The sequence below is a fragment of the Arthrobacter sp. ok362 genome, from assembly GCF_900102785.1.
Classification (GTDB): domain Bacteria; phylum Actinomycetota; class Actinomycetes; order Actinomycetales; family Micrococcaceae; genus Arthrobacter.
Map to the genome: position 1 here is coordinate 95,536 of NZ_FNGC01000011.1, position 12,972 is coordinate 108,507.

13 protein-coding genes and 1 riboswitch are annotated in these 12,972 nt (G+C 66.9%); of the genes, 5 read left to right on the plus strand and 8 right to left on the minus strand.

From position 1 onward, the window contains the following. Positions 1 to 8: 8 nt before the first annotated feature. A riboswitch (guanidine-III (ykkC-III) riboswitch) is annotated at positions 9 to 74 on the minus strand. 23 nt (positions 75 to 97) lie between these two features. Both BLQ10_RS15335 and BLQ10_RS15340 read right to left on the minus strand, forming a co-directional pair. Beyond that, the gene (locus BLQ10_RS15335) at positions 98 to 835 is read right to left on the minus strand and encodes a cache domain-containing protein (RefSeq protein ID WP_091563519.1); all 738 of its coding nucleotides are present in this window, start codon (positions 833 to 835) and stop codon (positions 98 to 100) included. Between the two features lie 84 nt (positions 836 to 919). After that, on the minus strand, positions 920 to 1,660 hold the full coding sequence (locus BLQ10_RS15340; RefSeq protein ID WP_091563521.1) for a FadR/GntR family transcriptional regulator: 741 nt from the start codon (positions 1,658 to 1,660) through the stop codon (positions 920 to 922). Positions 1,661 to 1,901: 241 nt separating this feature from the next. Between BLQ10_RS15340 and BLQ10_RS15345 the strand changes: the two genes are divergently transcribed. From BLQ10_RS15345 to BLQ10_RS15360, 4 genes are all read left to right on the plus strand, one after another. Further along, on the plus strand, positions 1,902 to 2,975 hold the full coding sequence (locus tag BLQ10_RS15345; protein WP_091563523.1) for an ABC transporter ATP-binding protein: 1,074 nt from the start codon (positions 1,902 to 1,904) through the stop codon (positions 2,973 to 2,975). A gap of 84 nt (positions 2,976 to 3,059) precedes the next feature. Next, positions 3,060 to 4,247, plus strand: coding sequence for an ABC transporter substrate-binding protein (locus BLQ10_RS15350; RefSeq protein WP_091563525.1), 1,188 nt, complete (start codon positions 3,060 to 3,062; stop codon positions 4,245 to 4,247). 68 nt (positions 4,248 to 4,315) lie between these two features. Next, the gene (locus tag BLQ10_RS15355) at positions 4,316 to 5,245 is read left to right on the plus strand and encodes an ABC transporter permease (RefSeq protein WP_175558644.1); all 930 of its coding nucleotides are present in this window, start codon (positions 4,316 to 4,318) and stop codon (positions 5,243 to 5,245) included. A 13-nt stretch (positions 5,246 to 5,258) separates the two neighbouring features. Continuing rightward, complete coding sequence (locus BLQ10_RS15360) at positions 5,259 to 6,086, plus strand: ABC transporter permease (protein WP_091563527.1); 828 nt, start codon at positions 5,259 to 5,261, stop codon at positions 6,084 to 6,086. On the opposite strand, the gene BLQ10_RS15365 is transcribed toward BLQ10_RS15360, so the two are convergent. Further along, positions 6,083 to 6,790: a HutD/Ves family protein gene (locus BLQ10_RS15365; RefSeq protein WP_091563528.1), complete on the minus strand. Its 708-nt coding sequence runs from the start codon at positions 6,788 to 6,790 to the stop codon at positions 6,083 to 6,085. The genes BLQ10_RS15360 and BLQ10_RS15365 overlap by 4 nt on opposite strands. A 163-nt stretch (positions 6,791 to 6,953) precedes the next feature. On the opposite strand from BLQ10_RS15365, the gene BLQ10_RS15370 reads away from it, so the two are divergent. After that, positions 6,954 to 7,556: a phosphoribosylanthranilate isomerase gene (locus tag BLQ10_RS15370; RefSeq protein ID WP_091563530.1), complete on the plus strand. Its 603-nt coding sequence runs from the start codon at positions 6,954 to 6,956 to the stop codon at positions 7,554 to 7,556. A 29-nt stretch (positions 7,557 to 7,585) separates the two neighbouring features. Here BLQ10_RS15370 and BLQ10_RS15375 read toward each other — a convergent pair whose 3' ends face one another. The 5 genes from BLQ10_RS15375 to BLQ10_RS15395 form a co-directional block, all read right to left on the minus strand. Continuing rightward, on the minus strand, positions 7,586 to 8,314 hold the full coding sequence (locus BLQ10_RS15375) for a LamG domain-containing protein (protein WP_254785590.1): 729 nt from the start codon (positions 8,312 to 8,314) through the stop codon (positions 7,586 to 7,588). 121 nt (positions 8,315 to 8,435) lie between these two features. Further along, positions 8,436 to 8,615: a hypothetical protein gene (locus BLQ10_RS15380; RefSeq protein ID WP_091563532.1), complete on the minus strand. Its 180-nt coding sequence runs from the start codon at positions 8,613 to 8,615 to the stop codon at positions 8,436 to 8,438. Then, positions 8,612 to 8,989: a hypothetical protein gene (locus BLQ10_RS15385; protein ID WP_091563534.1), complete on the minus strand. Its 378-nt coding sequence runs from the start codon at positions 8,987 to 8,989 to the stop codon at positions 8,612 to 8,614. Before BLQ10_RS15385 ends, BLQ10_RS15380 begins: the two co-directional genes overlap by 4 nt. Continuing rightward, entirely contained in the window at positions 8,979 to 10,859 is a 1,881-nt protein-coding gene (locus tag BLQ10_RS15390; protein ID WP_254785591.1) for a hypothetical protein, read from the minus strand. The genes BLQ10_RS15385 and BLQ10_RS15390 overlap by 11 nt, the downstream gene beginning before the upstream one ends. 11 nt (positions 10,860 to 10,870) lie before the next feature. Continuing rightward, positions 10,871 to 12,961: a glycosyltransferase gene (locus tag BLQ10_RS15395; RefSeq protein ID WP_091563536.1), complete on the minus strand. Its 2,091-nt coding sequence runs from the start codon at positions 12,959 to 12,961 to the stop codon at positions 10,871 to 10,873. Positions 12,962 to 12,972: the final 11 nt, after the last annotated feature.

Here is a 12,972-nt window from a genome sequence, read left to right on the forward strand (position 1 = left end):
ACAGCTCCTGTGGCCAGTCTTGTCGCGTGCCGGGTACTGAACCGTCGTCCGGAGGCCCGGAAGAGGGGCCTTGGCCTCCAAGTCTAGCAAGGCCCCGTCACAGCCCGACTGCGTCGCTCCAGACCGTGAACGTGTGCCCCACGGGGTAGTGCACGCACGGCTCGTCCGGCGAGATCAGGTCTCCGGCGTCGATATCGGGCGCCGCCGACACCACGGCACGGCCGTCGGCGTTGGCCAACGTGGCCCGGCCGCCGATCCGCCGCAGGGCCGGCATGGCCCCTCGTTCCAGGCGCTGAACCGTGACGTCGATGCCCACGATCCCCGCCACCGGGGCGTCCGGACGGGTGAAGACCGGGTGCGTGAAGGTCAGGACGTATTCGTCGGTGCAGAGGAAATCCACATAGGGCCCGGTGACATGCGCCTGGCCTGTTTCCACGGGGATCCGGAACCACTCGGCCTTGACGTACCGGCTGATGGAGTTGGGGCTGAAGTTGGCCAGTGCGTCGACGGGTTCCAGGTCCGGGCCCTGCCACCAGGCGATATAGCTGCGCTCGGGCCCGAGCAGCCCCGCGTTGGCGATGAACCCTGCGCCGGCCGCGTAACCGCCGGGCAGTTGGACCAGTTCCTCGACCACCGGCCGGATGAGCTTGTCCACGGCCGTGCCCGTGACCTTGCCGGACATGGCGGCCAGGGCCGCCCCCGTATCAGCGGCCCACACCGTCAGGCGGTGCTCGATGCCGGCGATGGTGGCGTCGAGTTCGGCGGCGGCCTGCTCGGCGGAGCCGGGTTCGGCCTGCGCTGCGGAGGAGTCTGCGGTGGAGGTGGTTTCGGACATGGTTGCTGCCTTAGCTCGAAGATGCCGGGACATTTGCAATTAAAAGTTGGGCGGTCAAGATCGTGGCTCAAAGTGCGAGTGCGGTCAATAGCGTTTGGCCTGCTCGGTCAGCAGCCACTCGGTAGTGGCGGAGATGAGGGCCTTGACCCGCGTTTCGGCGGCGCTTGGATCGTGGGCCTCTATGGCGGCTGCCACGTCCTCGAGGATCACTGTGGTGCGCCCGCGGTACCCGGCGTCGGCGCAGGGCAGCAGCGTGAGGGCGCCAAGATCGGCTTGTAGCCGGATGAGCTCCCGGGCGAGCCGGGCGGAGCGGGCAATGGCCGCGACCTCCAGCAGGAACTCCGAGAAGGCCAAGTTCCAGCTCGAGGAGTCATCGTCGGCTGAGGGGATGAACGAGCGCAGCGTGGCGATGTCGGCGGCGTCGGCGCGCCGGGCCGCCACCCCCGCGCAGGCCGCGGCGATCGCCTGGTAGTGCAGCGCGAGGTCCCTGATCTGCAGCCGGCTCAACTCATGCAGCTGGGCCAGCGCCCGTTCCCGGGAGGGCAGCACGTTGTCGGCGATGAAGCTTCCGCCGCTGCGGCCGCGTGCGGTCCGGATGATTCCCGAGGCACGCAGTTGGGAAAGGGCCTCCCGTGCCGTCACCGCGGACACTCCGAGGGCCGCGGCCAGCTCAGTTTCGTTCGGCAGCCGCTGGCCGCTGGTCAGCAGTCCGGTCTCCACCGCCTGTTCGATCCGGCCGCACACTTCATCGACGAGCCCGCGCGACTTGATCGGCGTGAACACCGCTGCCAGGCTCCGGGAGGCGCCATTTGGCGACAACAACATCCGGGCCTCCCTTCCCTCCGGCGGTATCCGGCCGCCCCGTCCGGGGCATCCAGGCAGCTTGCGCGGGCGGCGCCGCCGCGCGCCGCCCGGGCTGATGTCATCCTAATCCGGGCTTTGCCGGAGGGTCTATACATAAAACCTATGAAGTAATAGCATTTGGCCCAGCGGCCCAGTGTGGTGCATCGCATTCCGCTGCGTGGCTCTCTCGCGGACGATCCGGCAACGGAGTTAGGCGCACCCCATGACCGAAACACTGGCCGCCGGCACCTCGACCGGAACCGAAGAGGTTCCGGCGATCCGCCTCCGTAAGCTCACCAAGGTCTTCGGGGACACCGTCGCAGTAAATGGCGTGGACCTGGACATCCGCCACGGGGAGTTCTTCTCCATGCTTGGCCCGTCCGGCTCCGGCAAGACCACGGTCCTGCGGTTGATCGCCGGCTTCGAGCTGCCGACGTCCGGAAGTATCGAACTCGAGGGCAAGGACGTCTCGGCGATGGCGCCCTTCCAGCGGGACGTCAACACCGTCTTTCAGGACTACGCACTGTTCCCGCACATGTCCCTCGTGGACAACGTCGGCTACGGGCTCCGGGTGCGCGGCATGCCCGGGAGCCAGCGGCGGGAGCGGGCGCGGGAGGCCTTGGACCGCGTCCAGCTTGGGAAATTCCTCGGCCGCAAACCCGCCCAGCTCTCCGGCGGCCAGCGGCAGCGGGTGGCCCTGGCCCGGGCGCTCGTGGTCGAGCCGAAGGTCCTCCTGCTGGACGAGCCTCTCGGTGCCCTGGACCTCAAGCTCCGGCAGCAGATGCAGGTCGAACTCAAGGAATTGCAGCGCTCGCTGGGCATCACCTTCATCTTCGTCACCCACGACCAGGAGGAAGCCCTGACCATGAGCGACAGGATCGGCGTCTTCAACAACGGCGGCATCGAACAGATCGGTACCGCGCACGAAATCTACGAGCGCCCCGGCGACATCTTCGTGGCCAACTTCGTCGGCACCTCCAACATTTTCGACGCCGCCCAGGCCCAAGCGCTCTATGGCCGGGCAGACCCCCTTTGCATCCGTCCCGAGCGGCTGCGCGTCGCCTGGGCCGGGGACCCGGAGCGCCGTTCCGGCATCACCTCCCGGCCCGGGACGGTGACTTCGTTCGTCTACGTCGGGCACGCCACCCAGGTGCGGGTGCAGCTCGACGACGGGCCCGCCGTCGTCGCGCTGGTTCCGGAAAAGCTGCCCGGCGGCGACGCGGAACTGGTCAACGGGCCCGTCACGGTCAGCTGGGACGACGCCGCCGTCGTTTGGCTTCCGGCCCGCGGCACCTGACGCCGGGCCCTGCCGGGCGGACTTCCCGTCCGTGGCGCAGCGTTCCCAGTCCAGAGATTTTCGCCACATCGAAAGGTAAGGATCATGGCACCAAGAACTAAGGCCTCCCTTGTTGTCGGGGTGGTTGCGGCGGCAGCCCTTGCGCTGTCAGCCTGCGGAACCAGCGGGGGACCGGGTTCCTCACCGTCGGCGCAGCCGGTCAAGACCGAGATCGGCGCCGGTGAAGGCCAGCTGTCCATCCTCGGATGGCCCGGCTATGTGGAGGATGGCAGCAACGACCCGGCGGTCGACTGGGTGCATCCGTTCGAACAAGAGACCCAGTGCAAGGTCAGCTTCAAGCCGTTCGGCACCTCGGACGAGGCTGTGACGCTCATGCGCACCGGACAGTACGACGTCGTCTCGGCCTCCGGGGATGCTTCGCTGCGACTGATCGCCGGCCAGGATGTGCAGCCGGTCAACATGAGCCTCCTGAAGAATTATCCGGACATCTATCCGTTCCTGAAGGACAAGGCCTGGAACACCGTCAACGGCACGAACTACGGAATGCCCCACGGCTGGGGCGCCAATCTGCTGATGTACTCCACAAACAAGGTCACTCCGGCGCCCACCTCCTGGAGCGCGGTGTTTGACGACGCCGCCAAGAACACCGGCAAGGTCACGGCCTACGATTCGCCTATCTACATCGCCGATGCCGCCATGTACCTCATGGCCCATAAGCCGGAGCTGGGCATCAAAAACCCCTATGCCCTCGACAAGGACCAACTGGCCGCCGCCGTCGACCTGCTCAAGCAGCAGCGCACGCACATCGGCGAGTACTGGAGCGACGTCGTCAAGGAGGTCCAGGCCTTTACGTCCGGGAGCACCGTGGTCGGCACCACCTGGCAGGTGGGGGCCAACATAGCGACCGCCGACGGCGCCAAGGTCGCAACCCTCGTACCTGTTGAGGGGGCCACCGGCTGGTCGGACACCTGGATGATCGGGTCCAAGACCAAAAACCCGAACTGCGCCTACAAGTGGCTCGACTACATCGCCAGCCCCAAGGTGAACGCCGAAGTGGCGGAGTACTTTGGCGAATCCCCGGCCAACGCCAAATCCTGCGAGCTGACCAAAGATCCCAAGCACTGCCAGACGTACCACTCGGGTGATACGGCCTACGCGGACAAGATCTGGTACTGGACCACCCCGGTGGCCGAGTGCCTCGATGGACGCAAGGACGTCAAGTGCACCGATTATTCGCAATGGACCAAGGCCTGGACGGAAATCAAAGGCTGAGCCCGGCTCCCCCGCAGCACAACTGCAAGAACAAGCCGGCCCCGGCGGCCGGCAGAGATTAAGGCGAGATGGCACAACAGATCCAACAGCTGCCGCCCGGCCCACCCCGTGACGCCGGGTCTGTACCCCGGGCGAAAACCAACGCCTTCTCGGCGCTGCTCCACCGCTCACCCCGGCTGAGGCTGGCCGGGCTGCTCACGGCCCCGGCGGGCTGGCTGGTGCTTGTGTACATCGCCGCCCTGACGGCACTGCTGATCACCGCGTTCTGGACCGTGGACACCTTCACGGGAGAGGTGTCCACGGTCTGGACCACGGAGAACATCGTCACGGTCCTGACCGATCCGGTGTATCAGCGGATCACCCTGCGGACATTGTGGATCGCGGTGGCGGTCACCGTGATCGACATGGTCCTCGCCCTGCCCATCGCGTTCTTCATCGCCAAGGTGGCCAGCGCCCGCTGGGAGAAACTGCTCGTGGTGGCCGTGCTGATGCCGCTGTGGGCCAGCTACCTCGTCAAGGCCTACGCTTGGCGGAATATCCTGGCCGAGGGCGGGCTGCTGGAATGGCTGGGGGCTCCGATCGGTCTCTCGTCCCCGGGCTACGGCGAGACCGCCGTCATCCTGACCCTGTCCTATATCTGGCTGCCATACATGATCCTGCCGATCTACGCAGGCTTTGACCGGGTGCCCGACTCCCTGCTGGAAGCCTCCGGGGACCTCGGCGCGAAACCGCTGACCACCATGCGCCTGGTCATGCTTCCGCTGCTGGTCCCCTCCATCATTGCGGGCACGATCTTCACGTTCTCCTTGTCCCTGGGCGACTACATCACCGCGCAGATCGTCGGAGGGACCACCCAGATGCTCGGCACCGTGGTCTACGCAAACGTCGGGGCGGCGAACAACCTGCCGTTTGCCGCCGCGGTGTCGCTGGTGCCGATCGCCATCATCATGTTCTACCTCTTCATCGTCCGCCGTTCCGGCGCCCTGAACAGCCTGTAGCGAGAGGCGCATCATGAGACTGTCCCGTAGCGCCAAAGTGGTCCTGGGCGTCGTTACCGTGCTGGTGCTGTTGTTCATCTACACGCCGCTGCTGCTGGTGGTAGTGAACTCGTTCAACGCGGACCGGACGTTCGGCTGGCCGCCCAAGGGTTTCACCTTGGAATGGTGGGGGAAGGCCTTTGACTCGCCCGGTGTCCGGGAGGCGGTCCTGTCCTCGCTGTGGGTGGCGGTGGTGTCGACCCTCATCTCGCTGCTGCTGGGGACGCTGCTGGCACTGTCGTTGCAGCGGTACAAGTTCTTCGGCCGCAACATCATCAGCCTCCTGGTGATCTTGCCGATCGCCCTGCCCGGAGTTGTCACCGGCATTGCCCTGAACAACATGTTCACCACCATCCTGGGCGTCCCGCTGAGCCTGTGGACGGTGGTGATCGCCCACGCTACGTTCTGCATGGTGACCGTGTTCAATAACGTCATTGCGCGGCTGCGCCGAATGAGCCCCGGCCTGGAGGAAGCCTCCGCCGATCTCGGCGCCGGCCTCTTCACCACCTTCAACCTTGTGACGTTCCCCCAACTGCGCTCCGCCCTGCTGGCCGGTGGGCTGCTGGCCTTCGCGCTGAGCTTCGACGAGATCATCGTCACCACGTTCACCATCGGGGCCGGCGAGACCACGCTGCCGATCTGGATCCTGCAGAACCTCTTCCGTCCGAACCAGGCGCCCGTGGTCAACGTCGTGGCCGTCGTGCTGATCGTTGTTTCGATCGTTCCGATCTGGCTCGCGCAAAAGCTCTCCGGTGACTCCGTACGTGTCAGCGGCGCCCGGGTGAAGGCGGACGAGCGCTAATCTGTGCCGGGTTGCGCAGGATCGATGGAGACGACCGCCAGGAATCCGCGGCCCAGGATTTCCGGCGTCGCGGTATCCGCGCCGACGACGGCGTCGTAACGGTTCAGCTCGACGCGCTCCGGCTCCGGGGCGACGGCGCCCGCAGGCCCGGCGGGGATCGGCGCGGCCGCGGGGCTGCTGGCCGCGGGGCCGCCCGCAGCCCCGGGGCTGACCGTCCCCTGGCCCTGCAGGAGGATGCCGAACTGGCCCTCGAAGACCGGATGGGCGCGTTTCTTGGACAGCTCGATGATGGACGTGTAGCCCTTGAAGGCACCGTTGCGGGTGATGACGTTCAGATCGCGGATGTCGCCGGTGGGCAGTGCCCCCGCCGAGGCGGCGTCGCCGGAGAACCGGAACGGCCGGTACTTCTCCAGCGGGTATTCGGCGCCGTCCACGCTCAGGAGAAACAACTCGCCGTCAATCACCGTCAAGACGCGGTCCATCCCTGCGAAGGCAGAGAAGGGGCCGGCCTTGGATACCTCGGCAATGCTGACACGCCAGTCCCATGCGTTGTCCTGCACAGTGTTTTGCGGGGCGGTCTGCAGGGCTGTCTGCAGGGCTGTCTGCACGGACCGGGTCCGGGGATGGCGTGCCACTTCACGGGTCACCCCGCCGCCGTTGCGCCAGGGGTGGGCTTTGAGCTCGGCATAGCGGATGATCTCCATGGCCTCAGCCTATCGGCCCGTCCCGGGGCGCCGGCCGCCGGCCGGGCTGGCGATGCCCCTGGCGAGGTTTCTGCCGATGCCGACGCCGATGCCGACGCAAAGTCGGCGGCGGCGGCCCTGTCTTGCTAACGTCAGAAGCAGGAAGCGTGCAGAAGGAGCCCGAATGTTTGTCAAAGTGTGCGGCCTGAGCACCCCGGACGCGGTGCGCGTCGCGGCCGGAGCCGGCGCGGACGCCGTCGGCTTCGTCCTGACCCGCAGCCCCCGGGAGGTCACGTCGGAACAGGTCAGGAACCTCCTCGCCCACGTCCCGAACGGGTTGCCCGCGGTGGGGGTGTTCCGGCACGAATCGGCCGCCGACGCCGTCGCCGTCGCCCGTGAGGCGGGCCTGGTCTGGGTCCAGCTCCACGGGGACCGCTCACCGGCGGACGTCCGGACAGTGCACGACGCCGGGATGAAGCTGATCCGGGCCGTCACCATGGCCGCCCCCGCGGAAGTCTTCGACAACTGGGGTGAAGAGCTGCTCCTGATCGACGCCGCTGTCCCCGGCTCGGGCGAAGCCTGGGACTACGGCTCCGTCCGGGCCAAGGCCCTGGCTGGACGCAAGTGGCTGCTCGCCGGCGGCCTGGATGCCGCCAACGTGGCCCGGGCAGCGGCGGCGGCCGGGGCGTGGGGCGTCGATGTATCTTCCGGCGTCGAGTCCTCACGGGGCATCAAGGACCTGGCCAAGATTGGGGACTTCGTGCGGGCGGCCAAGGAGCCGGAATGAGCCAGCCGCCCAGGGACTAGCGGTGGGTGCTAGGAGCGTTTGATGACGACGTCATCGATGTATTCGTCGCCCTTTTGCCGGTTGTGCTCGGCCCCGAGCTGAACTTTGCTCAGGCTGCTTCCGAGCATGCTGACGCTCGTGCTGCTGTAGCGCTGCACGCCGTCGAACCACACCTGGATTGTTGATGAGCTGCCGTTGGCGGTCACGCGCATGCTGACGTGGTGCCAGGCGCTCAGCGAGATGCTCCCCGAGATCAGCTTCGTGTAGACAAAGGTGCCGCTAGGTGAGGTGACCCGGAGCCACAGCTGCCCGTTGCTGTTGTAGCGGTAGATGTCCGCGACGCGGGTGGAGCCGGAAAAGAAGCGGAAGTACGGTACGTCATTGCCGGAAACGCCGGCCACGGTGATATTGAACCAGCCGTCTGCGTACGAGGTCTTGGTCCCCGAGGTGAACGCCGGGGAGGAAAGGTTTGCGAGCGAACCGGAATCCGTGGTCACATGCAGCTTGGCTGCGTGCGTCCCGGTATGGGGCCGCGAACTGGACATTGTTGCCGTGCCCGTGCCCGACACTTGGGGGATGAGGCCGCAAAAGCCGCCCGACTCAAAACTCGTGGCCAGCACAACGGTCCCAGGATAGGAGTTGGTCGTTGCGGGGGCGCAGGTTGCGGCGGTGGCCGCCGAGGCGGATCCGAAGACAAGGGAACCGGCTACGAGCAATCCGAGCGTCCCAACCGTGCTGAGTGATCTTAGTGTTCTCATTGAAGGTACTTTCCGTGATTGGTGCGACTTGATGATTTGCGCTTGTGCGCTTGTGCGCTTGTGCGCTGGCGCCGGGCGGCCGGCTTCTGTCATGCCAGCTGCGCCAGGCGGCCGGCTTCCGTCATGCCAGCTGCGCCAGATGCACCAACTGCACGACCGCCGCGACGCCGACTATGGCCAGAAGGGCTGCAGTGATGATCACCACGGCGCGCGGCAGTGCATTGTCCGGCTTCAACACGCGCAGCACATCGCAGCTCACGAGTGCTGCCACTGTGGCCAGTCCTGTCAGGAAGATGATCATTTTGCACGCACCAGGGCCTGCTTTGGCCTCTTGAGCTCAAGGCCCAGGAAGGCGAGCGTCATGATCGACAGGGCGCATACGCCCGCCGGCGGTGACCAGAGCCGTGCATAGATCATCGCCATCGCCACGAGGGTGGACATCGTGAGGCTGAAGGCAATTGCGATGGCGATGATGAGGGGGAGCGCGCCAGTGGCCTGGGCCGAGCGCGGGGAGTCGAAGCGGAGGAGCAGCACCAGCGCTGTTCCAGGCCCGGCCAGCATCAGCAGGCCGATCACCGCCAGGCGCAGGCCCTCGGGGCCGACAAACGAGAGCGGTATGGCGGCTAGGGCGACGGCTGCCGTCGCATAGCTCACGTAGCTGCGTTCAGTTGCCATTGGTAACTCCTTCGATGTGAAAAATCACGCCGCCCGCGTTTTCATAAACCTTCGTCCAGCCTGGACTGGTGGCGCATGTGGCGGTAAAACGTTGAAGGTCGCCGGTGGGAGTCGAACCGCGGAGTTCGGCCGCCTCCTTCTGGCTTTCGGTGACGATGAGGTAAGCGCCCGCTTTGTGGGCGATCTGGTTGGCCGCGTCACAGCTGAGCGGCGCGGCGTTGGGAATGGGCTCGGCAGCAACGAGCGCCCGGTAGTCATAGTCCGCGTAGTGCTGGTATCTCCACGGGGTGTTGCGAACTGCCTCAATGAGGACGGCGCCGGTGGGCGCAGTCGAATAGAGGCGGTTCACCAAGGCGATTTCGTCGTTGTTGAAGCTCTCCATACCGTCATTTCCGTATCGGGAAACGACCGTGGCCGTAGCCAGTACCGCGCCCATGAGCAGCAGCCCAAGGGCTCGGCGCAGGCTCAGCCCGGCAGTACTGTCAGACATCAGCGGCAGCACCGCCAGGCACACAGCAAACGGAAGGCTGAATAGATAGAGGCGCAGAAGCAGTTCGCCGCCATATGGCTGGAGGGGAACCAGGACCAGCGGCGCAAGCGCCGCGGCCGCGGCCGCCAACCACGGTACCTTCCGCCGGTAGCCCACTATGGCGCCGGCAACGGCGAGAATCCAGACCAGCGCGACCTCGGCGAGGCGCGTGTAGACGACCAACACATGGGCATCGCTGCCTGAGACCCTGGTGCTCAGCGCGCCGACGCTGTTCGCGCCAATGTCACCCAGCGAGCCGATCAGTTGGCCAAAGTGCCCCACCAAGAATGTTGAAGCCGCAAAGAGCAGCCAGCCTACGGGCAGGACCACGGCCAGGACGGGCAAGAAGCGCAGCCGGAGACGGCCGGTCAGAAGCAGCGCGGCCAGGATGGGGATCACGGCGAAGGGGCTGAGCTGATGTGAAGCCGTCATGGCAAGCAGGAACAGCCCGCAGACCACGACAAGCACCGCCGTGTCCGCCCGGTGCGGCTCCACGGCGCCATACCCGGGCGCTGAGCTGTCAAGCTTGCTGACATTGCGGGCAAGCCACCGGGAGAACCTGGTGCGCTCCGTGGGCCAGGCCCAACCGCCAAAGACGCTGAGCAGGCAGGCAACCAGGGTGAGCAGGAGGACGAACGAATGCGCCTGCGGCGACAGATAGTCCTGTCCAATCCAGCTGGCCAGGTAGAAGATCCAGACAGCCGCCCATGCCTGGCGCGGATTTGCCGTCAACCGCCGTGCCAGGGCCAGCAGTGGTGCGAGTAAGAGGAAGTTGATCCCCACCGGCGCCCAGGTTGCGATGCCGAAAAGGTCCTTGGCGCCCGTCGCCCCGGAGAGCATTCCCAGCAGGGTGAAGAACCCGGGCCAGTCGAAGTACGCGTCCAGGCCCGGATAGAGCTGGCCCGATTGGCCAATGGTGTCGGCAATGCCCAGATGACGGAAGCTGGCCTCGAGCCGCGGCAGGCCATGGATGATGGGGTCAGCGCCAGCGAGGATAACCACTGCAACCAGAAGCTGCCAGGTCAGAAGTGCCGGAACCAGGCGGCGGAGGCTCAACGAGGCGACAAATCCGGCCAGGCTGAGCCCGAGCGCAACGAAATAGGCAGGCGGGAGGACGCCAATGAGGCCGGCCCCGCCGATCAGAAGGGGATCGACCTGGGTCATGCTCCAGACGCCGAGGGCGAGTGCCGCCGCGGCTGTTGCAGCCAAAGCGCCGATGTGCCACGACGGCGTCAGTCCGAGGTTGCGGTGGGTGGGCGGTTTGGCACCGCCGACGTGCGCATGCGCCTCATGCCGGTGGGCGGTGTGCACGGGGAGGCTTGTTGCCGTTTCGTGTGTCATCATTCCTCGATTCAGGTCGGCTGGTGGCGCGCTGAAGGAATCTCGCCTGCGGTGGGGGCGGGGTTCACCCGGGTCAGGGTGATCAGGCGCCAAGCGGCAATCAGCGAAGCCGTCGCCTGGGCAACGGCCCAGAGGACGGAGACGCCGGTGAGGCCATATTGCTGGGCCACGGCCGCGGCGGGTGCCACGACCAGGATGGCGGCCAGGGTGGCGACTGCCGTGGATTCGAAAAGCCGCCCTTGGGCCCGGCACAGCCCGTAGTAGACCTGGGTCACACAACTCAGGAGGAGTGCCGGAACGAGTACAGGAAGAAGGACCCACGCGGACGCGTACTGCGACCCGAGGAGGCCCAGAAGCAGTGGCCCGGCCAGCATCAGTATCAACCCGGCCACGAGAGTCAACAGGAAGCTGGCCCGTAGGGCGGAGCCGAGGAGACCCGGCCGCGCCCGCGTTCCCGCGAGGGCCGTTTGCAGCGTAAACCCGGCGGACTGCGGCACGAAGAACACCGCCGAGGCCATCATCCACACCACGTACCAGGCGGCAGTCGGGGCGGGGCCCAGAGTTGCTGCAACGATGAGCGGAAGCAGGTAGCCGGGCGCACGGTCGGCGAGCATGAGGGCGTGGTTGGGAAGCCCCGGCTTCAGGAGTTTTAGGGCCGGACGCGGCCGGAGGCCATGCCTCCAATCGGGGGACACGTGGGCCCGGCCAAGCTGGCGCAGGCCCACGAGGACGCTGGCCAGCGCACCGGCGGCAACGGCGGCCACAATCACCGCCAGGTCACGGAGCCCGACGGCGAACGCGGCGGCCAGGAAGGCGAGCTGCACGAGGCTCTGCACGAGGCTTCTGACCAGCGTTCGGTCGGCCCGTTCCTGGGCCACGCCCACGTGGTCAAGCTGGTAGGCGCTGGCGGCGAGGAGCGCCGTGGCCAGGAAAAGGACCGTGACCAGCGGGTCGATCCAGGCCTCGCCGACACCTGTGCCGAGCCAATTTGTGATGGCAACCAGCAGGCCCGCGCCCAGCAGGGAGAAGGCAGCGACGGCAAGCAGGCTGGCGGCGATGAGGCGCCGGCCGCCGTCAGTTTCCGCGGGAAGGAGCGTCAGCGTGGCGGGCCCGACGCCGAGCATGCCCAGCTGCACGGTCAGGAGGGCGGCCGACACCACAGCGGAGCCGAGGCCTAATTGCTCCGGCGGGAGCACGAGGGCCGCGAGTGCCCAGAACAGGAAGCCCGTCACCATGGGGGCGATCCTCGCGGCGGCCAGCCAGGCCGCGTTCCCGCCCACCGAGATGGGCTTGTGGGCTGGCCGCAGGAGCTCGCCGGCCATGGCGCGGTAGTTGTAGAGCAGGAAGCCCATCCAGTAGGGCAGGAAGCGGGGTGCGCGGACCAGGGACAGACCCACGCCCCGCACGGTGGCCAGCAGGGGCAGCATCACCAGCCAGCCCGCGCGGCCCGTGTGCTTGCGGACGGTCCGGGCCATCCCGGCCCCGTCCTGGAGCCACTGGTCGCGGGCGTAGTCGAACGTGTCATCGAACCGGTGCCTGACCACTACGGAGTCGGAGACGCCGAGCCGGTACCCTGCCTGCTCCAGCCGGATCCTGAGCTCCACGTCCTCCCCGGAGCGGAAGTCGTCGTCGAACCCGACGTCGAGCAGCACGTCACGGCGCATCAGCGTGGCGCTGACGCCGAACCACTTGCGCACCCGGCTGTGGTTATGGTGCCAGGCCAGCGCGGCCCCCCAGTACCCGGGGCCGTCGGCTTCGCTGGCCAGCCCGAATTGCAGGCCGTCGTAACCGCCGGACTCGAATTCGGTCAGCAGCCTGGGCAGGCTCGTCGTCGGAAGGACGACGTCGGCGTCGATCAGGGCGACTACCTCACCGGTGGCGCTCCGGGCGCCAAGCATCCGTGCGGCCGGAAGGCCGCGTCCCTCGTCGGAGATGACGGTTGCCCCGCAGTCGCGGGCGATTGCGGCAGTGTCATCCGTCGAGCAGCCATCGACCACGATCATTTCGTGCGGGTGTTGGCTGCGGATCGACTCCAGGCACTCGCCCAGCCAGGCTGCGGCATTGCGCGCCGGAACGACAACCGACACCTTCAGATCGCTCACGTGGCCTCGCC